Source organism: Candidatus Effluviviaceae Genus I sp. (assembly GCA_016867725.1).
In the GTDB taxonomy this organism is placed as follows: Bacteria; Joyebacterota; Joyebacteria; order Joyebacterales; family Joyebacteraceae; genus VGIX01.
In genome coordinates, this window is record VGIX01000010.1 from 1 (window position 1) to 26,143 (window position 26,143).

15 protein-coding genes are annotated in these 26,143 nt (G+C 70.2%); 6 read left to right on the forward strand and 9 right to left on the reverse strand.

From position 1 onward, the window contains the following. From FJY74_04030 to FJY74_04070, 9 genes are all read right to left on the reverse strand, one after another. Positions 1–4,851, reverse strand: a 4,851-nt coding sequence (locus FJY74_04030) for a hypothetical protein (GenBank protein ID MBM3307474.1), incomplete at its 3' end; no start/stop codon positions are given. Positions 4,852–4,947: 96 nt separating this feature from the next. Further along, the gene (locus FJY74_04035; protein MBM3307475.1) at positions 4,948–5,724 is read right to left on the reverse strand and encodes an NAD-dependent deacylase; all 777 of its coding nucleotides are present in this window, start codon (positions 5,722–5,724) and stop codon (positions 4,948–4,950) included. Further along, positions 5,721–6,572: a 4Fe-4S binding protein gene (locus tag FJY74_04040; protein MBM3307476.1), complete on the reverse strand. Its 852-nt coding sequence runs from the start codon at positions 6,570–6,572 to the stop codon at positions 5,721–5,723. The genes FJY74_04035 and FJY74_04040 overlap by 4 nt, the downstream gene beginning before the upstream one ends. Before the next feature lie 328 nt (positions 6,573–6,900). Beyond that, the gene (locus tag FJY74_04045) at positions 6,901–9,603 is read right to left on the reverse strand and encodes a pyruvate, phosphate dikinase (protein ID MBM3307477.1); all 2,703 of its coding nucleotides are present in this window, start codon (positions 9,601–9,603) and stop codon (positions 6,901–6,903) included. Positions 9,604–9,791: 188 nt separating this feature from the next. Continuing rightward, complete coding sequence (locus FJY74_04050) at positions 9,792–10,487, reverse strand: hypothetical protein (protein MBM3307478.1); 696 nt, start codon at positions 10,485–10,487, stop codon at positions 9,792–9,794. Between the two features lie 262 nt (positions 10,488–10,749). After that, positions 10,750–11,856 (reverse strand): DegT/DnrJ/EryC1/StrS family aminotransferase, encoded by a 1,107-nt coding sequence (locus tag FJY74_04055; protein MBM3307479.1) that lies wholly within the window; start codon positions 11,854–11,856, stop codon positions 10,750–10,752. A 257-nt stretch (positions 11,857–12,113) separates the two neighbouring features. Then, positions 12,114–17,603 carry a T9SS type A sorting domain-containing protein gene (locus FJY74_04060; GenBank protein MBM3307480.1) on the reverse strand — a complete coding sequence of 1,830 codons (5,490 nt, stop codon included), beginning with the start codon at positions 17,601–17,603 and terminating at the stop codon, positions 12,114–12,116. Between the two features lie 266 nt (positions 17,604–17,869). Beyond that, on the reverse strand, positions 17,870–19,576 hold the full coding sequence (locus FJY74_04065; protein ID MBM3307481.1) for a S8 family serine peptidase: 1,707 nt from the start codon (positions 19,574–19,576) through the stop codon (positions 17,870–17,872). Positions 19,577–19,694: 118 nt separating this feature from the next. Then, a complete protein-coding gene (locus FJY74_04070) occupies positions 19,695–20,519 on the reverse strand; it encodes a hypothetical protein (GenBank protein ID MBM3307482.1) in 825 nt (274 codons plus the stop codon). A gap of 341 nt (positions 20,520–20,860) precedes the next feature. Between FJY74_04070 and FJY74_04075 the strand changes: the two genes are divergently transcribed. The 6 genes from FJY74_04075 to FJY74_04100 all read left to right on the forward strand — a co-directional run bounded on the left by FJY74_04075 (position 20,861) and on the right by FJY74_04100 (position 26,118). Then, complete coding sequence (locus FJY74_04075) at positions 20,861–21,805, forward strand: right-handed parallel beta-helix repeat-containing protein (protein MBM3307483.1); 945 nt, start codon at positions 20,861–20,863, stop codon at positions 21,803–21,805. A gap of 302 nt (positions 21,806–22,107) precedes the next feature. Further along, complete coding sequence (locus FJY74_04080; protein MBM3307484.1) at positions 22,108–22,809, forward strand: hypothetical protein; 702 nt, start codon at positions 22,108–22,110, stop codon at positions 22,807–22,809. Between the two features lie 18 nt (positions 22,810–22,827). After that, positions 22,828–23,481, forward strand: coding sequence for a molybdopterin-guanine dinucleotide biosynthesis protein B (mobB, locus tag FJY74_04085; protein ID MBM3307485.1), 654 nt, complete (start codon positions 22,828–22,830; stop codon positions 23,479–23,481). Then, positions 23,481–23,891, forward strand: coding sequence for a 4Fe-4S dicluster domain-containing protein (locus FJY74_04090; protein ID MBM3307486.1), 411 nt, complete (start codon positions 23,481–23,483; stop codon positions 23,889–23,891). The genes mobB and FJY74_04090 overlap by 1 nt, the downstream gene beginning before the upstream one ends. Positions 23,892–23,962: 71 nt before the next feature. After that, positions 23,963–25,879, forward strand: coding sequence for an aldehyde ferredoxin oxidoreductase family protein (locus FJY74_04095; protein MBM3307487.1), 1,917 nt, complete (start codon positions 23,963–23,965; stop codon positions 25,877–25,879). Further along, a complete protein-coding gene (locus FJY74_04100) occupies positions 25,879–26,118 on the forward strand; it encodes a MoaD/ThiS family protein (protein MBM3307488.1) in 240 nt (79 codons plus the stop codon). The genes FJY74_04095 and FJY74_04100 overlap by 1 nt, the downstream gene beginning before the upstream one ends. The last annotated feature ends 25 nt before the right edge of the window (positions 26,119–26,143 follow it).

Below are 26,143 nucleotides of genomic sequence, written 5' to 3' on the forward strand. Positions count from 1 at the left end.
GCGCTGGTCGAGCGTGCCCGCGGCGTACTCGGGGTAGTGGAGCGTGAGCCGCACGCTGCCGACGATGTCGATCGTCCCTCCGCCGCACGCCAGGCTCAGGTCGCGCGCCACGCCGACGTACTCCATGTCGTCGCGGATGTCGGTGTCCACGGCCCCCGTGACCGTCGAGAGCACGAGGTCCATCACGCAATCCACCGCGGGGAGGTCGCTCTCCTCGAGCGTCACGACCGTGCCGTCCTGGAACACGAGCATGAGCGGCGCGTCCCCGGTGACGAGCCCGTCCACGGCAGCCACCGTCTGCGTGCCCGCCCACGGCTCAGGCACCGCGATGGTGTAGGGCCCGGCCCAGATCTCGTTCTGGTTCCGCGACGCGTCGCGGGCGTAGAACCTGCCCACGATCACGCGCGCGTCCCCGGTCTTGTTGAGCCGGACGACGTTCGTCGCCGCGACGATCTCCTCGCGCGCGATGTCGGCCGCCCAGACGTCGCCGACGAGGTTCACCATCTCGACAACCCGGCGCGTCGTGTCGCCGAGCGTGCGCCAGTAGAACGCCGCGCGATCCAGGCCGGAGAAGTCCGTGATGGTCGTCCAGACCACGGCCGGCGCCGCGTCGAGCGCGAGCCACGGCGTGTGCTCGACCTCGGGATCGTCGGGCAACGGCGCGATGGTCGGCGGCGAGAGGTCCTCGGCGAAGCTCGCTTCGAGCACGACGGCGACCTTGTCGCCGGCAAACCTGGCCCGCGCGTCCGCCGTCGTGTAGTCCAGCATCTCCTGCTGCGTGCGGCCGGCCTCGTGGTTCGCGCCGGGGGAGGTCGCCACGTCGATCACGTTCGCGTCGCGCTCCCGTCCGCTCTCGTTGTCGCGCCCGCCGCCGAACTGCCACTCCTGCACGTTCTGGTTCACCCAGCGGACGCCGCCGAGGTTCGTGTCGTCGGTGTTGCCGTCGTGCGACGAGAGGCACACGATCAGGTCCCAGTTCTCGATGGTCTCGAGGTCGCCCCCGAAGAGCGCGGCGCGAACCCGCACGTCAATCCAGTTCTCGACGTGGTTGTTGCACATCCGGATGTCGCCGTCGGACTTGCGCAGCGTCCAGCTCGCCTGCGAGTTCGCGTCGTTCGAGATGACGAACCACTTCCCCCACCCCTCGACCGCGATGCCGTAGTCCCACGCGTCCACCGCCGCGACGTCCACGAAGCGGTTCGGGAACCCGCTCGTCGCCCCCTTGCCCTCCTGCGCGTCGATGTAGATGTCGATCTTCTGGAGGTTGAGGTCCGTGCGGTGCGGGTCGTCGCACGTCTGCGGCGTCGGTTGCGGCGCGCCCCAGTTGGCCGCGCCGGGGTCGAGATGATAGACGAGGTCTCTCACGCGCGTGCGGAACACGAGCCAGTCGCCGTCTCGGAAGATCTCGAGCCCCGTGATGTCGAAGGAGCCGGGGAGGAAGACCTGGTTCGTCGGGTAGCGGTAGTAGAGACCCGGGACCGGCGTCCCCGTCGGCGTGCCGTCGCTCGTCTGCGACGGACCGTGATCGTCGCCCTCGTCGTCGGTGAACGACCGGAGCGCCGTCGCGGGGTTGTCCACCGTGACGGCGATGGCAAGCCGCGACGCCCACACGTTCGCCGCGTCATTCGCCGTCACCACGGCGGCGTGCGCGCCGTCCGACACCGCCGCGGGCAGCATCGCCGCCGCCGTGAACACGCCGTCGCCCGCCGCCTGGTCGGCCCCCGCGCCGTCGTCGCGCATGCGCGTGAACCGCGAGCCGCCGAGCTCGGTGAGATCGAGGAACACGTCCCCGATGCCGCCGCCGGCGTCGGTCACGCGGACCGTGTAGGTCACGACGTCGCCCGGCTGGGCGACGGACGGACTCGCCGCGCCGTTCGAGAGCGTCGGCGCGGAACCCTGCGCGGGGATCTCGTACCCGGCGTACTGCGAGAGCGTGACGGGGGTCGTCGCGTTGTCCCACCAGTTGCCGGAGGCCGGCAGCATGTCGTGGGTCGCGTCGTGCGGCGTCGAGTCGAGGGCGGTGCGCTTCTGGCCGTCGGTCTCCTGCATCAGGTACGCCTGAAGCAGCACCGTGTCGCCCGGGCCGAGCGTGTCGGCCGGCACCGGCGAGATGACCACGAGCGGCACGCGGAAGCGGACCTCGGTGTCGGTCCTCACGACACCGCCGTGCTGGACCGCGTTCACGCCCTCGGCCCAGCCGATCCGCCACTCGCGGTTCACGAAGTCGTAGTGCTGCCACTGCCCGCCCTGGAACCGCCTGAGATCGGCGTAGTCCTGGGCCGCGTACTTGTACGTGAAGGCGTAGTCGGGCCTCTGCGAGTGGCCGTAGTTGACCGGGAACTCGAACGGGTCGGTCGAGCCTCCCGCCGCGTCGCCGGCGGTCTCCATGAGGAGCGCGAGATGGACGCCGTCCCAGTTGGATGCGAAGTCGAGCGTCACGACGAGCGTGTCGTTCCTGGCGACCGCGCGCACCACCGCACGCATCACGGTGAGGTCAACTCCGGGGTCGCTGTTGTGCGCTGGGTCAGACTCGGGGGCGGTCTCGTCCACCGCGACGATGGTCGCGTCCACGGCGATGTAGATGGGCTCGACGGTCAGCGCGCCCGCGCTTCCCGAGAGCTCGATGAGCCCGTAGGCCGCCGCGGCGGTGAGCTCACCGCTCGCAACGCCGGTGTCGTCGGTGACGATCGGCGAGTCGAGCGACGTCACGAGCGACGCCGGCGACGCGGTGAGTGCCACCGAGATGCCGGCGACCGGCACCGTGTTGCCCCACGCGTCGCGGACGCGCGCGCGGACCGTCGCGGCGCCGCCCGCCCGGAGGGACGCCGGTGACGCGGACAGATCAGCGGCGACGGCCGGTCCCGGCTCGATGACGATGGGCACCGTGTCCACCGCGAGCCCGCCCAACCCCGAGCCGGGGTCCACCACCGCCGTGACCGTGGCCGTCCCGGCGACCGTCCCGTAGAAGTCGAGTTCGAACCAGCCGTTCGCGTCCGTCTGCGGCGTCGGGACGCTGAAGCTCCCGCCGACGCCGCCCGCGCTCATGTCGGCCCCCACGCCGGCGACGCGCGCGGGATTCCCGCTCGCGTCGAGAAGCTGGCCGGTGATGCGGGCGCGTCCGGTTCCGGCCTCGATCACGCTCGCGTCCGAGGTCAGCGCGAGCCGCGAGGGAGCGGCCGCGCGGATCCCGACCTCGAGCAGGCCGTCGAGCGGCCCGGACGAGGCGTAGACGCGCACGACCTCGATGGCCGTGCCGGCGATGAGCACCGGCGCGCGTCCCGTGTCGAACATGTCCGCCGTGACGACGGACTGCGGCAGCGGCACGCTGTCGGCGCCCGCAAAGACCACCTGTCCGGCCGGCGGGTAGGCGGGGTCGAGCGCGGTCGCCGCGAGCTGGACCGCCGTCTGCGCGCCGGCGTCCCACACCGCGATGCGGCCTCCGTCGTCCCTCGGCTCGAGCCACGCCCGCGCGAAGTAGAACAGGCTGTCGGCCGGCATGCTCACGGTCGTGTTGACGCCGAGCACGGGGTGGCCGGCCGCGTCCGTGAACGCGTACCGCGTGCCGACGACCGCCGGGAGCGTGAGGGTCCCGACGTCCACGGTGTTCTCGTTCACGACCTCGGCGAGCGCGACCTGCTCGACGTAGCCGAGCGCCCTCGCCTCCACGCGGTACGTGCCGTCCACGACGGTCACGATCTCGAAGCTGCCCGTCCCGCCGGCGACGACCTGCGGGCCGTCGCCGCCCACCGCGCCCGTCGCGGCGTCGTACGCCGTGACCGTGACGTTCACGGGCGGGCCGCCCGTGAGCGCGACGCTGCCGCGGATCTTGCCGTCGACGCGCTCGAGGAGGAAGGCCACGCCGGTGACGTCGTTCTCGCCGACGATCTGAACGGGCACGGCCTGCGGCAGGTACGAGACCGCCGTCGCCCTCACGGTGTACGCGCCGTCCTGCAGAAGCTGGATGCTGTACGCCCCGCCGCCGGCCGGGGTCTGCGCGCTCTTCACGGCCGTGGAGCCGAGCCACGCGGTCACGGTCGCGACCGTCTGCGTGTCGCCGGGGTCGTCGAGCGTCACCGTGCCGGAGATGGAGCCGCCGGGCGGGTAGCCCTGGTCCGGTGCGCCGTCGCCGTTCCCGTCGACCACGACCTCGTGATACCGGTCGAGGTCCGTGTACGCGTTCCAGGGGGTCGCCGGGTTGGACTCGACGCCCGTGCTCGAGGTCGGCATCGCGTCGTACGCGCCCGAGCCGTCGCCGCCCACGACCGCCGCGATGAACCGGAGCGTCGTACCCGCCGGCACGACGCCCGGCCCCAGCCCGAAGAGCCCGTTCCAGGAGAACCGCGCCTCGACGTGACGCCAGCCCGGGTTGCACTGCGTGTAGGCCTCGGGAAGCGGCGTCGTCTGCGCGGGGTTGGTGCACCGACGGACGTCGAAGGTGACGGGGAGGTTCCACCCTCCCATCACGACGTCCGCGCCCATCGTGGGGAACCGGACCTTCCGTGGATAGAAGTTCGCGCTCGTGAAGTCGGTCGCCCCGGTGATGCCGTTCTGGGCGTCCGTATCAATGAAGAGGAGATAGCCGTTGCCGAAGCTGCCCGGTCCGTTCGTCGTCGTGATGCCGACGTAGAGGCTGTCGGCGTCCCACGTGACGTACAGGTCCACGAGGTCGCCGTCGGACGGGTAGTAGCGGCAGTCGTTCGCCGGGTCGGCGACGGCCCGTTCGTCGGCGTCCCAGTCGTTGGGCGCGACGGTGACGTGGCCGTTGACGTACGGGCTGTTGTAGGTCTTGGCAGCCGCCGCCCAGGGCAGGAGAAGGCCGAGCGCCGTCACAAGAAGGAGCCGTTTGCGCATGGGTGATCCCCCGATACCGCGAACATAGCAGGCGTGCCTGAGCGCGTCAAGGTGGGCGCCCTGGGGGCTTGCCCGCGCTGGTGAGGGCGGTCTCTCCTACCGCGGGGCTCCTCCGGACGCCGCGCGCTCGACCACCCTGTCTGCGAGCTCGGGGAGGACGCCGCCCGCTGGACCGACGATCGTCGCGTCCACAAGCGCGGAGATCGCCGTGGGCTCCGTGTTGACCTCGACGACGAACGCGCCGTTCTGCTTGGCGACCAGCGGGAGCGAGGCCGCGGGCATGACCTGCGCGGACGTGCCGACGACGAGCATCGCGCCGCAGAACGCGGCGGCGTCCTGCGCCGCCTCGAACGGCCCGTGCGGGAGCGGCTCGCCGAACCAGACGACGTCGGGCCTCAGGATGGCGCCGCAGTGCCCGCAGACCGGCGGCAGACTCGCAAGCGGGCACTCGCTGAGGTCCACGATGATGCGTTCCCTCGTGCAGCGCGCCCGCCAGATGCTCCCGTGCAGCTCGATGGGATCGACGCTGCCGGCGCGCTGATGCAGCCCGTCGATGTTCTGCGTGACGAGGCGGAAGCGCCCAAGCGCCCGTTCGAGCGTCGCGATCGCCGCGTGTCCGGGGTTCGGCCTGGCCTCGGCGATCTGCCGGCGCCGCGCCTCGTACCACTGCCACACCTGCTCGGGGTCCCGCTCGAAGGCCTCCACCGACGAGAGGTCCTCCGCCCGGAACCCGGCCCACAGCGCGATGTTGCCGCGGTACGTGGGAATCCCGCTCTCCGCGGAGATGCCCGAGCCCGTGAACACCGCGAGGCTCGACGCGTCGGCGAGCCGGTCGACGAGCTCCTGCGTGATCTCCGCGGTGCCTTCCGTCATGCCCTCTCTCCCAGTGACCTCTCCTCCCCGAACACGGTGCCCACCGTGATGGAGTCGCACCCCGTGCACGCGTAGCACCTGATGCAGTCCACGCTTCCGACGTCCCGCTGCGGCGTGAGGTCCATGGGGCAGACGCGCGCGCAGGCCCCGCAGTCGGTGCAGGTCCCGCGGTCCACGTTCAGGCGCACGAGGCTCACCTTGTTCGTGAGCCCGAACAGCGCGCCGAGCGGGCACACGAAGCGGCAGAACGGCCGCTTCATCATGGCCATGAGCGCGACGAGGCCGGCGAGAAGCGCGACCTTGAACGGGAACATCCACTGCAGGAAGTCCATGCCCTCGGCGTAGGCCGAGCCGCGGGCCGCCCACGCGAGCCACGGGAGCCCTGCGCCCAGCGTCCCCGCAGGGCACAGCTTGCAGAACCACGGCTCCTGCAGCCACCACGCCACGCCCAGCACGACGGCGCCGAGCCACACGAACTTGAGGTGCCGCACCCAGTCCGGCGCCGAGAACTTCGGAAGCCTGATCTTGTGGACGAGCTCCTGGAACCAGCCGAAGGGGCAGAACCACCCGCAGGCGAAGCGGCCGAGGAACACGCCGACGATCCCGACAATCCCCAGCACGTAGAACGGGAACTGCCGCACGATGACGAAGTGCTGGAGCGACCCGATCGGACAGGAGCCCCACGCGAGCGGGCAGGCGTAGCAGTGGAGCGCGGGGACGCACGCGCCCTTGAGCGGCCCCTGGTAGAACGATGCCGCGGGGATGGCGGCGTAGTACGAGTTCGTGATGAGGAGGAACGCCGACTGAATGGCCCGACGGACACCGTGGTGGCGAGCACCCTTGAACACCGTGCCTCCCGTCACCCGCCGGCCGGCGTCACCCGACGCCGATGCAGGAGATGCAGATGATGGAGCCGTTGCTCTCCGTCTCGCTGAACTGCATCTCGCGGAGCCCGATGACGGTGAGCAGCGCGAAGAGCGCAAGGAAGATCGAGAACGTCACCTTCTTCACAGCGGCACCGTCCGATCGCCCGCCCCGTGGCGGGATCCTCGGGAGAAGCGGCTTCGGGCAGTGGAGCGAGTCTATGCCCGCGCTCCCGGCGCGGTCAAGCGACAAGGCCCACGCGCCGGGCGCTGGGGCGGCGGCGCGCGGCGCGCGCGCCCGCCGGGTCGCGGCCTACAGGCTCGCCTTCATCCTCGCCTTGAGCACCGCGTGGGCCGCGGCCAGCCTTGCGACCGGCACGCGGTACGGCGAGCAGCTCACGTAGTCCAGCCCCGAGTGGTGGCAGAACTGGATCGAGGCCGGGTCGCCTCCGTGCTCGCCGCAGATCCCCACGTGGAGGTCGGCGTTCACGAGCCGCCCCTTGTCCACCGCCGTCTTGATGAGCGATCCCACGCCGCGGCGGTCGAGCGACTGGAACGGGTCCTTCCTCAGGATGCCCTTCTTCAGATAGTCCTTCATGAACATCCGGGTGTCGTCGCGGCTGTACCCGTAGGTCATCTGCGTGAGGTCGTTCGTGCCGAACGAGAAGAACTCGGCGTGCTCGGCGATCTCGTCCGCGACGAGCGCGGCGCGCGGGACCTCGATCATCGTGCCGACGACGACGGGCAGCTCGACGCCCTCGCGGTCGGTGATCTCGTTCCCCACCCTCTCGGCGAGCTCGCGCAGGATGGAGAGCTCCTTGGGCTCGCCGACGAGCGGGATCATGACCTCCGGCCTCACGTCCACGCCGCGATTGGCGAGCGCGCACGCGGCCTCGTAGATCGCCCGGACCTGCATCTCGTAGATCTCGGGGTAGGTCACGCCCAGGCGGCACCCGCGGTGCCCGAGCATCGGGTTGGCCTCGCGCAGGCTCGCCGCCTTCGCCTTGAGCGCCGCCGGGTCGCGCCCCAGCTCGCGCGCGAGGTCCTCGATCTCCCGGTCGGTGTGCGGCACGAACTCGTGGAGGGGCGGGTCGAGGAGCCTGATGGTGACGGTGAGACCCTGCATCGCCTCGAGGATGCCCTCGAAGTCCTTGCGCTGGAACGGCAGGAGCTTCGCGAGCGACTCGCGGCGCTCGGTCTCGTTCGCCGCCATGATCATCGCGCGGATGTGCTTGACGCGCTCCTTGCCGAAGAACATGTGCTCGGTGCGGCACAGGCCGATGCCCTCGGCCCCGAGCTGCCTCGCGAGCGCGGCGTCGGCGGGCGTATCGGCGTTCGTGCGGACGGCGAGCTGACGGAACTCGTCGGCCCACCCCATGAGCGTCGCGAAGTGACCCGACATCTCGGGTTCGACGGTCGGCACCTTCCCCACCACGACCTCGCCGGTGGACCCGTTCAGCGTGACCCAGTCGCCTTCCTTCACGACCGTCTTCCCGACGGAGAATGTCCGCGAGGCGTAGTCGATCTTCACGTCGCTCGCGCCGGCGATGCAGCACTTGCCCATGCCGCGCGCGACGACGGCGGCGTGCGAGGTCATGCCTCCGCGCGCCGTGAGGAACCCCTGCGCCGCGTTCATGCCGTCGATGTCCTCGGGCGACGTCTCCTCACGCACGAGGATCGTCCGGTGGTCTTCCTGCTCCTTCGGGTCCGCCGCGGCCTCCGCCTCGGCCCACCGCACGGCGTCCTGTGCCGTGAACACGACGCGCCCGACCGCAGCGCCGGGCGACGCCGGGAGCCCCTTCGTGAGCGCCTCGTACTTCGCGGCGGGATCGAGCCGCTTGTGCAGCAGCTGCTCGAGCTGCTCGGGGTCCACGCGCAGCACGGCCGTCTTGCGGTCGATGAGGCCCTCCTGCTCCATCTCGACGGCGATGCGCACCGCCGCCTGGGCGGTCCGCTTCCCGGTCCGCGTCTGGAGCATCCAGAGCCTGCCGCGCTGGACGGTGAACTCGATGTCCTGCGTGTCGGTGTAGTGGCGCTCGAGCCGCTCGCGGATGGCCTCGAGCTCGTGGTAGATCTCCGGCATCGTCTCCTCGAGGGAGGGCTCGTCGCCGGGCTTCTTCTGCGCGAGGTTGATCGGGTGCGGCGTCCGCACGCCGGAGACGACGTCCTCGCCCTGCGCGTTCTCGAGGTACTCGCCGTAGAACACGCGCTCGCCGGTGGCCGGGTCGCGCGTGAAGGCGACGCCGGTCGCGCAGCCCTCGCCCATGTTCCCGAAGACCATCGCCTGCACGTTGACGGCGGTGCCCCAGTCGTCGGGGATGTCGTACAACCGCCGGTAGCTCACCGCGCGGGGCACGTTCCACGACTCGAACACGGCGCGGACGGCGCCCCAGAGCTGCTCGTGCGGGTCGTCGGGGAAGTCGCGCCCGGAGATCTCGCGGACCTTCCTCTTGTAGTCGGCCGCGAGGGCCTTGAGGTCGGCGGCCGCGAGGTCCACGTCGTGCCAGACCCCCTTCTCCTTCTTCTTGGCGTCGAGGAGCGCGTGGAACTCCTTGATGTCGAGGCCCATCACGACGTCCGCGTACATCTCGATGAGGCGGCGGTAGCTGTCGTACACGAAGCGGTCGTCGCCGGTCTTCGCGATGAGGCCCGCGGCCGTCGCGTCGTTGAGGCCGATGTTGAGCACGGTGTCCATCATGCCCGGCATCGAGGCGCGCGCGCCCGAGCGGACCGAGAAGAGGAGCGGGTTCGCGGCGTCGCCGAACGTCGCCCCCATCACCGCCTCGACCTTGTGGATGGCCGCCCCCACCTCCTCCCGAAGCCCCTCGGGAAACTCCTTCCCCCGCTCGTAGTAGTGCGTGCAGACCTCGGTCGAGATGGTGAACCCGGCGGGCACGGGGATCCCGATGTTGGTCATCTCGGCGAGGTTCGCACCCTTGCCGCCGAGGAGGCTCTTCATGTCGCCTCGCCCCTCGGCCTCGCCCCCGCCGAAGAAGTACACGTGCTTCGTGGCCATGCCCGCCTCCTTGGTTGACAGCGCCGGCACTCACCGCGACCGCTGGCGGGTACCGTGCGGGACACTCTAAGATAGCATCGGCGGGAAGCGGAGGCAATCGCGCGACTGGCGCCGGGCTCCCGGCGCAGCGACAGGCGGCAGGGTGCTCGCGAGCGGCGGGCGCCTACCGTCACGGGGCCGACGGACGGCTAGATGACCTCCGCGCCGCGGTTCCTCAGCGCGAACCGCACACGGTTCAGGCGGGCGCGCGCCCGGCACGACCAGCGGGCGGCGTACGACTCCCAGCGGCGCGCGGCGTCGAGGAGCTGCTCGTCGCCGGTCATGCGGTGGAGCGTCATCATCTGCGCCGCGTGGAGCCGCTGGCGCGCCGGGTTGGCGGGCCGTACGCCGCGCCACGAGGCGTCGAGATCGCACCGCGTCCAGTAGCCCAGATCGTACCGGTCGAGCAGGAACCGGAGGCCGCGGAGGCAGCGGTCGAAGAGCACCTCGGAGGCGTGGTCGCCGGTGGCCTTCCAGTGGTCGTAGATGCCCCACATCGCGTGGACGTGGCCGGAGAGCACGAGCGACGCGCGATCGAGCATGGGGTACTCCTCGATGAACGCGAGCGACTCGAGCCCGCCCTCCTGACCCGGCGTCCCGACCTCGCGGAGCATCCCGCCGTCCTCGACCGTGAGGTGGAACCCGCCCATCGCGCGCGACGCGCACTCGAGCGTGCCCTCGACGCGGAAGAGCGTCCCGGCGCGCACGAGGAGCGAGACGCACTCGCCGTGCGCCGCGCCCGAGAACCAGCCGCTCCCGAGCTTCTCCGCGAGGGCGCGCGGCGCGGTCGGCATCGGCCACCCGATGTAGCTTCCCGGCACCTCCTCCGCGGTCCGCATGAGCACGGCGGCCGCCGCCTCGAAGAGGCGGCGACGCCGTTCGCTTCCCGTGGTCAGGTAGAGCTCGAGGTTGCCGAACGCGAATCACGCGAGCAGCGACTGGGAGTACGCGCGCGCGCCGCCGTCGCCGATGAGCATCGGCAGGCCGAGCGCGTCGGTCGGGTCGCTGCCGTTCACGCACGCGGAGTGGTCGAGGTAGTAGCCGCGCGGCGAGGAGAGGTCAACGTGCCGCCCCTCGAGCGCGTCGCGGCCCCCGCGGCCGCCCGCGCTACGCGCGCCCGCGGAACGCGAGAACGGTGTCCGCCACGTAGTCCAGCTCCTCCGTCGTGAGTTCGGTGAACACGGGGATGGAGAGCGTCTCCCGCGCGGCCGCCTCGGACTCGGGGAGGTCGCCTTCCTTGTACCCGAGGTCCTTGAAGCAGGTCTGGAGGTGCAGCGGCATCGGGTAGTAGAGCGCGCAGCCGATGCCGTTGGCCTTGAGGTGCGCCTCGAGGGCGTCGCGCTCCCGGACGCGGACCATGTACTGGTTGTAGATGTGGCGACAGTGCGGCTCGCGGTGCGGCGTCCCGACGGCGGTCCCGGCGAAGCGCGCGTTGTAGCGCTCCGCGTTCCGCGAGCGGCCGTCGCTCCACGCGTCGAGGTGGCGCAGCTTCACGAGGAGGATCGCCGCCTGCAGCGAGTCCAACCTGCTGTTGGCGCCGACCGTCCAGTAGAAGTACTTCTCCGTCTGCCCGTGCTCCCTCAGGCTCACGAGCTTGTCGGCGATCGCCGGGTCGTTCGTCGTCACCATGCCGCCGTCGCCGTACGCGCCGAGGTTCTTGCTCGGGAAGAAGCTGAAGCACCCGACGTGACCGATCGCGCCCGCGCGCTTCCCCTTGTACTCGGATCCGATGGACTGACACGCGTCCTCGATGACGACGAGCCCGTGCTTCGCGGCGATCTCCATGAGCGGGTCCATGTCCACGCACTGGCCGTACAGGTGGACCGGGATGATCGCCTTCGTGCGGGGCGTGACGGCGGCCTCGACGAGCGCCGGGTCGAGGTTGTAGGTGGCGCGCTCGACGTCCACGAAGACCGGGACCGCGCCGAGCCGCGCGACCGACCCCGCCGTCGCGAAGAACGTGTAGGGGGTCGTGATGACCTCGTCGCCCCGCCCGATCCCGTACGCCATGAGCGAGAGCAGGAGCGCGTCGGTGCCCGACGCCACGCCGACGGCCCGCTTCGTCCCGCAGTACTCGGCGACCTTGGCCTCGAGCTCCGCGACCTTCGGCCCCTTGATGAACACCTGCGACTCGACGACCTCCCGGATGGCGCCGTCGATCTCCTGCCGGATGGTCGCGTACTGCCGCTTGAGATCCAGAAGAGGTACCTTCATCCCCGCCTCGCTCCTTCCGCCCGCGCTTCCGTTCGCGCCTGGGTCCGTCCGCCTCGACAAGCGCCCCCGCGCGCCGGTTCCGCCGGACGCGCGAGGGCCCCGGGTCGGTAGAACGAATACCAACTCCGGGGCCCGAACGCAACATCATTGCCGCCGGGGCGGCGCAGGAACAACGACCATGCCCGGCAAGGCAGGCGGCCACCCCGAAGGGTGGCCGCCTGAAGGGAACGGAGCCCCAGACCCTGGGTCACTCCGTGTTACCGCAGCAGCGTCAGCTTCTGCGACGCGACCGCACCGTCAACCTCGAGCCGCACGAAGTACACCCCGGAGACCAGGCGCGCGCCCATGTTGTCGAGCCCGTCCCACTCCACCGTGGCGTACCCGCCGCGCGAGTCAGCCTCCGGCGTGAGATGCCGGACGACACGGCCCGCGACATCGTACACCGACAGGCGAGCAGTGCGCGCGCCCACCGGGACCGAGTACGCGATGCTCGCCCCCGCCGTCGTCGGGTTCGGCGCCACCGAGCGGATCCCGAACGCGAGCACGCCGGGCACCGTCACCGACGGATGCCCGCCCGCCACGATCTCCTCACCGGTCGGCAGCACCACCCTCAGTTCGTACCAGAACGTCCCGCCAGGCCATGCGTTGCGGTCCACGAACGTCCCGCCCGTAACGTCCGTCAGCGGAGCGGGCGTGATGCACTCGAACGGACCCTCAGCGGCCAGCGAGCGGTAGATCAGGAGGCCGGAGCCCGCGCTGTGGCCGGAGATCGCCCAGCGGAGGACGACCGCCTGCTCCTCGACGATCGTGGCGTAGAACGCGACCTCGACCGGGGACGGGATCTCGATGAACACGCCCGTGACGGTCTTGTCGCCGTCCATGACCACGATCACCGGGTTGTCCGTGCCGGTCGCGTCCCCCTCCCAATGGTCGAACTCCCAGTTGGGATCCGGGATGGCCGTGATCTCGACCTCGGCGCCGCACTCGTAGGTCGGGAGATCGGGGACGATCAGCAGCGAGCCGTTGCCCACGACTTCCGTGGTCAGCGTGAAGGTCTTCAGCGCGAACGTCGCGTGGATCGTGTGGTTCGCCACCACGTCCTCGAACAGGTAGCTCTCCACCGCGCCCACCGACTCGCCGTCCACCACCACGTCGAGGATGTCGTAGCACACGTCAGGCGTGATCGTGAACGCGGCATCGCCACCGCAGTCCACCACCACGTCGCCCTCGGGCTCGATCGTGCCGCCCTCGCCCGCCGACGCCGCGATCGTGAAGGTCTTCAGCGCGAACGTCGCGTGGATCGTGTGGTTCGCCACCACGTCCTCGAACAGGTAGCTCTCCACCGCGCCCACCGACTCGCCGTCCACCACCACGTCGAGGATGTCGTAGCACACGTCAGGCGTGATCGTGAACGTGGCATCGCCACCGCAGTCCACCACCACGTCGCCCTCGGGCTCGATCGTGCCGCCCTCGCCCGCCGACGCCGCGATCGTGAAGGTCTTCAGCGCGAACGTCGCCGTGATGTCCTTGTTCGCATCCATCACGATCTGGAGCGGGTTCGTGTTCCCGCCCGCATCACCCGACCAGCCGACGAACTCGTAGCACTCCCCGCCCGGAATCGCCGTCAGCGTCACAGGCGTGCCGGGTGCGTAGGCTGCCTGGCTCGGCACAACCTGGATGCTGCCGTTCCCCACGACCGAGGTCGCCAGGAAGTAGATCGTGAACTCGTCCGCACCGATGTCCGGGTTGGCGCCGCGCGGGTCGCCGTCGAAGTCGTACGCGATCCCGGTGATGGTCGTCCCGGCATCGCCCACCGGCGAGATGAGGTCCTGCCTGATGTGGAGGTCGGTGGTGCCGACGTACTGCGGGTCGGCCGAGATGCTGTTCGCGTCCCGGCCCGACGCCGTCCGCCAGGTGGGCAGGTCGGCGTAGTTCGCCGCAGCAATCTTCCCGACGAGGTTCAGGCCGCCGCCCGTCGCGTTGCAGAAGAGGTCGTTGTAGTCGCCGCCGGTCAGCTGCGAGGCGCCGATCTCGAGCGCCAGCGCCACCGAGCCCGCCCCCGTCAAGGCAAGCCGGCCGAGGTTGTTCACGACGCAGTTGCCCGTGACATCCGCGGCGCTGCCGTCGTCGAGTCCGATGCCGACGGAGTAGGCAGCGGCGCTGTAGTTGATCGTGTTGCCGTAGAGGTAGATCGAGTTGGCGTAGATGCCCACGCCACCCTGCCCGGTGCCCCACGCGTAGATGCCAACCGGGGTGTAGGTGCACCCGAACGTGGTGTAGCTGTCGCCGTCACCGGTGATGTTGAAGATCATGTTGTTGGAGACGACCACGCCGGCCGCGGCGGCCCCCGTCGAGATGCCGATGCCCTTCGCTCCGTAGCCCAACGTTCCGGTGTAGCGGAGGTCGTGGATCCGGTTGGCGTTCACGATCGTGTTGACCGTGCTTGTCGCAAGCCAGATCCCGCGGTCGGTCTCGCTCGTTGCCGTCTCGAAGTTGCCGATGTCGTTGCCCGCGACAACGCCGCCGTCAACGCCCTGCAGGTACAGACCGACGTACCTGATGGCATTCGCGCCGCTGGTGTTGAGGTCGTTCCCGACGATCGTCAGGCCGGAGCCGTTCAGCGCCGCCACGGCGGCGTTGCAGTAGACGCCGATGTACGCCTTCTCGATCCTGTTGTTCCGGACCTCGATGTTCGAGAAGTACCCGGCGTTGCCCGCGGTCGTCCCGTCGCTGATGACGACAGGCGTGTTCGTGTTGACGCCGTTCCGGACGACGCAGTTCTTGAGCGCCACGTTCGTGATCGGCGTCGTGCCGCTCGAGCCGAACCAGACGACCATCGGGCTCGTGGCGCTCGTGTTCTCGAGCGTGAGGTCGCGGGTCGTCCCGCCGTCCGAGTTCGAGCCGTCGATCGTGATGTAGTTCGTCTTGAAGACCCTGAAGAGCGAGCCGCCCGCGCTCGGCCCGGCGATCGTCGCCGTCACGCCGGTGTAGGGCTTGAACGTCACGGTGTTGGTGGCGTCCGGAACGTTCATGGTCACGTTCACCGTGATCGGGAACGTCTCGCTCGGATAGGTCGCGTCGGTCAGCAGGAACTCCACCGGCCCGGCCACGCCGGCGGCGTTGAGGTCGGCCACGGCCGCGGTGATCGTCGCGTAGACGCCGCGCGTCCCCCTCGCCTGCTCGGCGTACAGCGACCCTTCATACGCGCGGCCGCCCGTCACCGGCGTCCAGCTCACCTGCTCGACCTCGTGTGTGACCGTCTTCCACACGAGCCGATCGGCCGCCGCGCCGGACTTCTCCGTCTCGTCCACCGGCTCCAGGCTCTCCCTCGTGACCGTTGTCACCTGCCGCTCGAAGGTCAGGTCCAGCCCGGTCGCGCGGTTGAACTCCGAGACGCCGACGAGGTACGTGCCGGACAGCGGCGCGATGCCTCTGCACGAGCCGACGATCTGGTCGTTCCCAGGCACCTGGTCACCAACCAGCTCCGACGACGCGTAGATCGCATAGACGCCGCCGTCGGCCAGGGTCGCGCTCGGGAAGGTCACCGTCACGGTGCCCATGCTCGAGATCGAGGCGATCGACGCCGTCTCGTTGTACACCTCGTCCGTGGACGGCGAAGGACCGACGATCCGGTAGCGAACCGGCACGTCCGTCTGCGTGGCCGTGCCGAGGTTCGTGAACGACGCCTTCGGATCGAAGGCCACGCCGACGACCTTCGCCCCGCCGTTCGTCGGATCCACGAACGCCGTCGCGGCGATGTCGTTGGAGGAGACCGGCGTGCCATCGAACTCGTCCGCGCCGATGTCGTTCGCCGTGCCACCGCCGTAGATCGACCCAGGAGGACCGGGCCGCGCCTCGTTGTCGATGTCAACGGCCACGCCCGTGCCGGCCGCGCCGCCGGACTCGAGCAGGGTCATCGTCCCGGCGACGATGTGCAGGTCCGTCGGGGTCGTGAAGGGCGCCCCCGCCGTGGTTCCGAACGACGCGTTGTCGTTCGTGCCCGCGGCCGACAGCGTGCTCGTGTACGCCCGCATGTTGGTCGCCGGCGTCGTGGCGCCGGGATCGAAGTTGGACGCAAGGTAGAACCCCGTGCCGGCCGTCGTCCCGACCTGCCCGATGCCCTGTCGCGCCGCGTCCGTGCCGCTAAAGTACGCGTTGTTGTTCAGCGTCAGGTTCATCGCGCTCGTGCCCGCGGACGGCAGCCAGATGGAGACGTGGGCGACGCTCGTCGTGCCGCTCGGAATCGTGTTCACGAAGAGGTTGTTCCGCACGTCAAGGCCCGTCTGGCCGGTGCCGCCGATCGCGAACGCCGCCGAAAGCAGCGACGACGCGGCCGTGCCCAGATGGGGACCGTAGAGGTTCACCGAGTTGTGATAGACCTTGTGGCCCGTCCCGCCGGCGATCCTCAGTCCGAACACGCCGAAGCTCGTGGAGAACGCTCCGCCGCCGCTCATGTTGTGATGGATGTCGCTGACGAAGTTGTTCTGGATCGTCAGGTTGCTGCCGCCGGCGACGCTGATGCCATAGGAGCCGTAGGTACCGGTCCCGCGGCTGTAGACCTGGGTCACCTTGTTCTTCTCGATCAGGCCGCCGGTGACGCTCGTGGACACGTTCACGCCCATGATCGACACGCTGCCCATGCACTGGACGTTGGTGACCGTGTTCCCGTTGATGCCGAACGCCGTGCCCGATGCGCTCGAGGCGTCTATGCCCCGCGCGCCGCTGCTGGTTCCGTTGTTGACCACGCCGTTGACGACGTTGTTGTTGAGCATGATCGTACCGGAGCCGATGCCGGTGGTGAGCTCGATGGCGCTCATCGTGGTCGCGACGTACGACAGGATGTTCCGCACCGTGTTCCCTGCGATCGCCACGGCGTTCGTGCCGGTCACGTAGATGCCCTTCGTGTACACCGTGGTCGCGGGCGACGTGTAGGGAGGATCGCCCGCCAGGGTCCCGGCCGCCCCGACGACGTTGCTGTAGATCGTGATGCCCGTCGAGGAAGAGGAGTTCGCCCCGAGGAACACGATGCCGCGGGCGCACTGATTCACCGCGTTGTTGTCAACGACGAGGCCGTTCACGGTGACACCGGAGGCCATTGCGCCCGTGACACTCGTGACCGCCGTGACGCTCGCGCCGCCGTTCGGGCCCACAATGACGCCGAACGACGCGTTCGAGCTGGTCGTCGTGCCCGTGATGGAGCTGCTGTTCCCGCCCGTCACGTTGCCGTTGAGGTTGCAGTTCCTGATCGCGATGTTGTCGTTCGTGCTGTACGGGGCCGTGCCCGACGTGGCGATGCGGACGACCGAGCCGTACGTCACGGTGCTCGCCGCCGTGTTGTTGATCGTGAGATCCCGGTTCGTCCCGCTCGTGTTCGGGTTGTCACCGTTGATCGTGACGTTGTCCACGCCGTTCAACTGGATGACGCCGAACCCCTGCGCGGGATTGCCGGAGATCGAGACACCGTCCGCCGTCGGCCTGATGAGCACCGACGTGTAGCTGGCGGAGCCGGCGCCGGCGCTGTTCAGTGTCGCCGGCGTCGTGCCCTCCGTGGTGTTGCCGCTGAGGCCGATCGTGATGTCGCCGGTGTGCGTGCCGGCGTTGATGGCGTCGAACGCGCCCTTCAACGTCGTGTAGCTCGCCGACGGCGTGCCGCCCGTGGCCGTGACATCAACCTGGGCCAAGGCAGCAGAGACGCTCGCGCACAACATGAGTGCGACGAGCACGAGAAGCACTGCCGCTCGCTTCATGACGCCCTCCTCCTGTCCTCGGTTGCCCGCTCCGCTTGCATTTCTCCAAAGGCCACATGCTCAACACGACTTGATGGCAAGCATACCAGAAGTTCCGCTCAGTGTCAAGAATTGCGGTTGGCCAAGCCTTGGTGTGATGCGTGCGGGGTCTGCGGGGCGCGTGAGCAGACGCCCCCGTGGCGCGGGAGCTCCTCGGCAGGGGCCGTGGGAACCGGCAATGGCGGCTCTCTGCAGGGAAAGGAGCTCTGGACCGGGGGAGGGCCCGCCTACCTCACCACCACCAGCTTCGCGACCGCGCTTCGGCCCGCCGCGATGACCCTGGCGAAGTACACGCCGCTCGCGACCGGGGCGCCCGCGGCGTCCGCGCCGTCCCAGGCCGCCGCGTGCCACCCCGCGGGGCGGCGCCCGTCGGCGAGCACGCGCACGAGGCGTCCGGCGACGTCGTACACCGCGACCCGCGCGCGGCCGTCGCCGGGCACGAAGTAGCTCAAAGCCGTGCCCGCGTCGAACGGGCTGCGCGATGCGGAAACGACCGGCCGCCGCGACCCTCCACCCTCGTCCCCGGGCACACCCGACGGCTGGTGGACCATCGCGTCCGCCGCCTGCACGATGCCCCAGCCCATGAGCGTGTCGGGGCTCGCGCTCTGCGTGGCCGTCTCGCGCAGTGCCTCGATGACCATGGACGGCGTCCAGTGCGGATGCGCCTGGAGCAGCAGCCCGACCGCGCCCGCGGTGAGAGGACACGAGAACGAGGTGCCGCTCGCGGTCGCGTACGACGCGGTGTCGCTCGTCGTGGCGACGTAGACGTGCCGGCCTTGCGCCATCACGTCGGGCTTGATGCGCCCGTCGTACGTCGGCCCGACCGAGCTGAACGACACTCTGATGCCGTCGCTGTTCACGGCGCCGACCGCCACGACGCTGTCGCCGTCCGCCGGCGCGATCATGTAGCGCCACGCGCTCCCGCCCTCGTTCCCCATCGAGTTGACGACGACGACACCGCGCGCCGCCGCCATGTCGGCCGCGATCGTCGTCACGGCGGTGTTCCCGTCCATGTCCTCGTACGTGTACCAGTCGAGGTAGCCGAGCGAGCTCGAGATGACGTCCGCGCCGAGGCTGTCGGCCCACTCCGCGGCGGCGACCCAGTGGTCCTCCTCCGCCTGGATCTCGGTGTCCACGCGCTCGGTCTTCGCGAGCGCGAAGCTCCCGCGGTACGAGCCGCCGTACAGCTGCCCCGCGTACGCCCCGCCGACGCACGAGAGCGTCGCCGTCCCGTGCGAGTCCTGACCGGGCGGGTCGCCGGGTTGGTCGGCCGTGACGGCGTCGTTGTTGATGAAGTCGCGCTCCGCGACGACGTCGAGGTGGCGGTACGCCTGGTGGTCGGTGTCGAAGCCCGTGTCGAACATGGCGATGAGGACGCCCGACCCGTCGAACCCCTGGTCGTGAAGGTCGGGCACCTGGATCTGATCGAGCTGCCCGAGCGCCGGGCCGTAGTCGAGCGACCGCCCGCCGCGGGGCGTCGCCGGGGCCGTCGGGACGAGCTGCGGCAGCTCCTTCCTCGCGCGGGCCACGGGCCGAACCTCGCGCACGAACGGCAGCGCGGCGATCGCCGCCGCCTGCGACGCGTCGGCCTCCACCGAGACCGCGTTCAGCCAGCGGCTCCGAACGACCACCCTTGCGCCCGTCGCCTCGACCGCGCCGACGTGTTCCGGCGCGACGGGGACGTCCCGCACGGTGACGGGCATGCCCACCTTCGCGCGGCGCGCGAGCGCGCGGGGCGAAAGCGTGGCCGCGGCCCGTGCGACGGCCACGCCCTCATCGGCCCGGGTCAGACCCTTGTCCGCGAGGAACACCCAGAGCCTGTGAGGCGACGGCGTCGCGTCTGCCGACTGGGCCACTTCCACGGCGCCCAAGGCGAGCCCGAGGACCAGGGTCAGGACTGCGGCGCCCGGAGCTCTCCTGAAGGTGCGGATCATGCAAACCTCCCAGGGCGGCCTGGGCCGCCGGGTCGCGTTGATGGTCACAGCTTCATTATACCACCGGGTGGGCAACTGGGCAAGCGGGGCGCGAGTGCTGCGCGCTCGGAGCGCCGCGTCAGCTCCGGAACCTCTCCGGGTCGAGCCCGAGCGCGTCGAGCGCCGCCTGCGAGACGCCCATCTGGCCGCGCCCCATCTCCCTCCCGATCGTCCGCGCGAAGTGGAGCGCGATGGCCGCGACGTCCTCGGGCCGTGCGCGAAGCGGCGGGACCTCGATAGCGAGCGGCTCGCCGTCGGCGGCGCGCCAGACCGACAGCCGGACGAGCTCCGGCCTTTGTTTGGAGTGCGTTCCGACACCGGTGACGATCTCGGGCGTCCCGTCGCCGTCTACGTCCGCGATGGCCCGGCCGCCCGTGGGCGTCCCGGCCGCTGGGCGACGCCACGGGATCTCGCCGGTCTCCCAGTTCACGAGCCAGACGCCTCGGGGCGACCGCGCCGCTCCCGTGACCATCGCGCACGCGAGGGCCTCCCGCGTGCCGTTCCCATCCAGGTCGAAGGCCCCGAGCAGGAAGACATCCGTCACCCAGTCTCCCCTGGGCGACACGGGCTCGTCGTACTCGAAGGCGATCCTCGCCAGATCGCGCACCACGGCGGTGCTGTCGCAGCGCACGACCTCGGTCACGACGACCGACGCCGCGCGCACACCCACCTGCTGCTCGTACCACACGACCTCGGGTACGCCGTCGCCTGTGAGATCGGTCACGCCGCAGATGGTGCCTGCCCCGCGCGGCCGGGTCGTGTGGAGGTTGTAGCTCCCGTGCTCGGCCGGTGCGCCGATGTCCCAGTAGCTCGAGTGGTCGAGCCCGCGGACGAACCGCAGCTCCTCGTCCACACCGTCGCCGTCGAAGTCGGTGGCGAAGACGACGACCGGCGTGTAACTCATGGGCGCCGCCGGTCGAAACGCGTAGCGCAGCCATCCGGGATTCGATGGGAGATGCCGCGGGCCGCCGCATCCGGCGGCCGCGACGCAGAGCGCGAGGACCAGAGCGCGGACCGGGGAGAACGACATGAGGCGACGGCATCCCCCTCCGTGCTTCGCGTGTGAGACGAGGCCGACTCGAGTGCTCCCCGGCCGGCGCGTTTCCTCATGGGACGGAAGCCGAGGTTAACCGAGTCCGCGTGCAGCGTCAACGACAGCGGGCGGTCATGGGCTCGCTTGACGCAGGGGAACCGACACGGCTACACTTGAGATGTTCGCATGAGATAATCTGAGGAGTCCGCGCCATGTCGCGCATCGTCATTCTGATGGCTGTCGCGCTTGCTGCGGCCGCAGCTCCGGCGCCGGGTCACACCTACCGCGTCGCCGCCGACGGAAGCGGCGACTTCATGACGATCCAGGAGGGACTTAGCGCCGCGCTCGGCGGCGACACGGTGTCGGTGGCTCCGGGGACATACTCAGGCGCCGGGAACCGCTCGCTCAACTTCGGCGGGCGGCGCGTGCTGCTCATCGCGCCCGCTGGGCCCGAGTCCACGACCATCGACTGTGAGTCGGCGGCGCGCGGGTTCACGTTCAGCTCCGGCGAGGACACGACCGCGGTCGTCCGCGGGTTCACCATCACGCGCGGCTACGCCGCGCAGGGCGGCGGGATCAACTGCACCGGCGCCTCGCCGCTCATTGACGGCTGCTGGTTCGTCGCGAACTCGGCGACCTCCGGCGCCGGCGCGTTCTTCGCGTCGTCCTCGGCGAAGGTCAGGAACTGCGTCTTCACGGGGAACACGGCCACGTACGGAAGCGGCGCCACCTTCCTCTTATCGGCCGTCGTCGTGAGGAACTGCACGTTCGCCCGGAACGGAGGGGCCGGAGCCCCAGGAACCCTCTACTGCGTCGGCAGCCCCGCGCCGACCTTCCGCGCGTGCGTCGTCGCGTTCAGCGCGGCCGGGCCCCCCATGAAGTGCGAGAACGGCGCGTCCCCCGTGACGACCCGCTCGGTCGTGTTCGGTAACGCCGGGGGCAACACGCTCTGCGGGAACGCGACCGACAACCTCGTCACCGACCCGCTCCTCTGCGGCATGCTCGCCGCCGACTACACGCTCTGCGCGAACTCGCCGTGCCTGCCGGGCAACAACGCCTGGGGCGAGCGCGTCGGCGCGCTCGGCGCCGGGTGCGGGGACTGCGCGTCCGCGGTGGAACCGATGTCCTGGGGGCGGATCAAAGCCCTGTGGCGCTGACCGTCGCGCCGCGCTCGACACGCAAGGCCCGTGTGCGCGTCGGAGGGCCCGTACTGCGAGGCCGCGGTTGGGTTGCCGCCCTCGAGCGCCGCGGCGGTCCCATCCTCGAACCGGACGTCGATCCGATCGAACACGAACGTGTCGGGGTTGGGGTAGCCCCCCCCGAGCGAGATCATCCCCGGGAGCTTCACGAACCGCTGAAGCTCGCGGATGGGCGACGGCTCCTTGGCAGTGCGGCCGGCTTTACTCGCCGCGGGGGTTCTGATAGCATCGCCGCGACGTTCGGAACACAGGAGATACCCATGAACTCGCGGCGTTTCGTCGTCCTCTCGGTGCTGCTCTTCGGCTCGCTCTGGGGCCTCGTCGAGCTCGGCATCGGGGAGCTCGCCTGGGTGAACGACGTGCCGAGAGCGCCCATCCTCACGGCGTTCGGCGTCCTCTTCATGGTCCTCGCGCGCTCCCTGTGGAGCGTCCCCGGAAGCACGCTCGCGCTCGCGGCCGTGGCGTCGGCGTACAAGGTCCTGCAGCACCCCGTGTGGGGATGCAAGCTCGCGGCGGTGGTCGTCGTGGGAGCGATCTTCGAGGCAGGCTTCACGCTGTACGAGAGGCGCGCAGGCAGGACCGCGTGGTCCGCGGTCCCGCTCGCGCGCGGCGCCGCATCGTCTGGCGCGACCGCTCCGTCGGCCGCGCGAGACGTCTGGGCGCCGGTCGCCCTCTCGATGGCGCTCACCTTCGTGTCGTTCGTCGTGTTCGGGTACTTCGCCAGGTACGTTCTGCTCAATCCCTACTGGATGGCGGCAGACAAGCTGCTCGACTACCAGTTCGTCCAGGGGCCCGTCGCCACGCTCCTCGCCGCCCCGGCGGCGTGGGCCGGCCTCGCCCTCGGCGCGCGGCTCTCGGAGTCGCGCGCCACGTGGAGCAGGGCTGTCTGGGTCGCCTACCGCGCAGCCGCCGTCGGTTCCGGGATCGCCGCCGTCGCGACGGCGGTCGCGCTGCGCTACTAGTGCCCGCGCGGAGACGACATGGCAGGATTCTGGATCCAGATCGTCGGAGCGAAGAAGACGGGCAAGACCTCCCTCGCCGAGGACATCACGCGCGAGCTGGTCCGCCGCGGGCGCCGGGTGTGCTACATCAAGCACACGCACGAAGACGGGCCGACGCTCGACGGCGAGGACACCGACACCGCGCGCGCGCGTCGCGCCGGCGCCTCGGCGGCGGTCCTCGCGGGGGCGGGCTCCACGGTCGTGTTCCGCGCGCCGGGCGGCGAGTCGCTCGAGCGCGTCGCCCTGCGAGACTCCCTCCCCGGCGAGATCGTGCTTGCCGAGGGGTTCAAGGGGTCGCCCGGAAGCAAGATCGTCGTGACGGGAGGCGGGCTCGACGTCGCGTCGCTCGACGGCGTCATCGGCGTCGTCGGCGAGCGACCGGACGGGTTCGACGGACCCGCGTTCCGGGCCGACGAGACCGGTCGCCTGTGCGACCTCATCGAGGCGACCGCGGCGGCCGCCCAGGGCGGCGACCGCTGGATGACCTCGCTTACGGTGGACGGCCGCGAGGTGCCGCTGAACGCGTTCGTGCAGGACATCCTCGCGTCGGGCGTCCTTGGGATGAGCTCGGCGCTCCAGAACGTCGAGGGCGGGGACGCCATCGAGCTCCGGTGCCGAAGGCGGAGGAGTTGATGCGCATCAAGGTCGACACGTCACGGTGCACGGGCTGCAAGCTCTGCCAGCAGATCTGCACCATCGAGCACTACGGCGAGATCAACCCGAAGAAGGCGGCCATCCGCATCGGGGCGGAGTTCCCGGAGCCCGGCGTGTTCACGCCGCGGCTCTGCGTGCAGTGCGGCGCGTGCGCGCGCGCATGCCCCGAGGGCGCCATCGAGCGCACGGGGAGCGCCGACGCGTTCGTCCTTGATACCTCGAAGTGCACGAACTGCGGCGTCTGCGTCGAGACCTGCCCGATCGGCGTGATGTACACGCACGCGGCGGCCCCGACGCCCGTCAAGTGCGACCTGTGTCTCAAGTGCACCGAGGTCTGCAACACCGGGGCGCTCACGGTGGTGGACTCGCCGCGGCCGACCTCGCGCTAGCGGCGCGCGGATGCTCGCGCGCGGGCCGGCGCGCTGAGCGAACCCTCTCAGGCACGGAACGGAGCGACGCGATGTACGGATTCGGCGGGACTGTTCTGCGCATCAACCTTGAGACCGGCGAGATCAGGCGGTCGCCGACGCCGGAGTCGTTCGCCCGCGAGTGGCTCGGCGCACGCGGCTTCGTCGCAAAGACCATCTACGACGAGGTCCCGCGCAACGCCGACCCGCTCGGTCCGGAGAACCTCTTCATCGTGGCGCCGGGAGTTCTCACGGGCTCCTTCGCCCCGTGCGGCTCCAAGCTCGGCTTCGGTTGCGTCTCGCCGCTCACGAACGGACACGCCGATTCGAACATGGGCGGCCACCTCGGCCCCGAGATCAAGTACGCCGGCTACGACATGATCGTCCTCGAGCGCATCTCGCCGAAGCCCGTGTACCTCTTCATCGACGACGACGCGGTCGAGCTCCGACCCGCCGAGCAGTACTGGGGCATGGGCTCGCTCGACCTCGAGGCCCGCATGAAGAAGGACCTCGGCGAGGACTTCCAGATCGCGACCATCGGGCCCGCCGGCGAGAACGGCGTCGGGTTCGCGTGCATCACGCACGACTTCGGGCGGCAGGCCGGCCGGTGCGGCGTGGGCGCCGTCATGGGCTCGAAGCGCTTGAAGGCCATCGCGGTTCGCGGGACGAAGTCGCTCGCGGTGCACGACCTGCCGGGCCTTACGAAGCACACCTACGACATCATCCAGCGCACGAAGCCCCACCCGAACATGGAGCCGTGGCAGAAGTACGGCACGGCGCTCTTCGTGAGCTGGGCCAACGAGCACGGCTGCTTCCCCAGCCGCAACTTCCAGACGACCTACCACGAGGGATGGGAGGGCATCAGCGGCGAGAAGCTCGCCGAGGAGGTCCTCGTCACGCACAAGGCGTGCTTCGGCTGCTGGATGAACTGCGGGAAGTACTCGCGCGCGCGCATTCCCGGCAAGCCCGACACCTACCTCGAGGGGCCCGAGTACGAGACCATCGCGCTCTGCGGCGGAAGCTGCGGCATGACCGACATCCACCACGTCGCCTACGCCAACTACCTGTGCGACAACCTCGGCCTCGACACGATGAGCGGCGGGAACGTGACGGGCTTCGCGATGGAGTGCTACGAGCGCGGCATCATCACGAAGGACGACCTCGAGGGCCACGAGCTCCGCTGGGGCAACATCGACGACTTCGAGCACTTCGTCGGCATGATCGCCGCGCGCCGCGGGATCGGCGAGCTCTTCTCGCACGGGACGCGCGCCGCCGCGCAGAAGCTCGGGCGCGGCACGATCGAGTTCGCGGAGCAGGCGAAGGGCATGGAGTTCTCGGGCTACGACACGCGCTGGTACTCCGCGCAGCTCCTCTCCTACTGCACCGCCGACATCGGCGCGCACCACAACCGGAGCTGGGCCATCACGGCCGACATCGAGCTCGGGCAGGACACGCCGGTCGGCAAGGCCCCGGTCGTCATCTACCTCCAGCACATCAGGCCGCTCTTCGACACCTGGTGCTGCTGCCGGCTCTTCTGGGGAGAGCTCGACGTGACCCCCGAGGAGCACGTGGACGCGGTGCGGCACCTCACGGGGTGGGACATCACCATCGAGGAGTGCATGCTCACCTCGGAGAGGATCTGGAACCTCACGCGCGCGCACTACCTCGAGCGGAACGGCGGCCCCGGGCGGAAGCACGACGTCGCGCCGCTCCGCCAGCTCGAGGAGAGGATCCCCACCGGGCCGGCCGAGGGCAGGAAGGTCGGCACCGAGAACTTCGAGTACATGCTGAACGACTACTACGCCAACCGCGGCTGGGACGCGGAGGGCAACCCGACGCGCGAGGTGCTCGAGACGCTCGGCCTGCCGCGCATCGCGGACAGGCTCGAGAAGCTGGGGCTCCTCGGAAAGCCAATCCCGGGCGGCATCCCGAAGGTGCGCGGACAGAAGCTCAAGCCGAAGGCGATGTGATGGTCGTCTATCTTCGATCCGGTGGGAGACTGCGGGAGCGGCTCCAGCCCGACGTGGACCAGTACACCCGCCGCGTCGAGGTGGAGGGCGCCCCCACGCTCCGCGAGATCCTCGACACCCTGCGCATCCCCCGCGCGCTCGTGGCCTTCGGCTACTCCCAGGGCACCGTGCGCAGGCTCGACTACAGACCGGCCGACGGCGAGACCATCACGCTGCAACCGCCAGTCGCCGGCGGGTGAGAAGGGCGACCGCGCATCTGGGGCG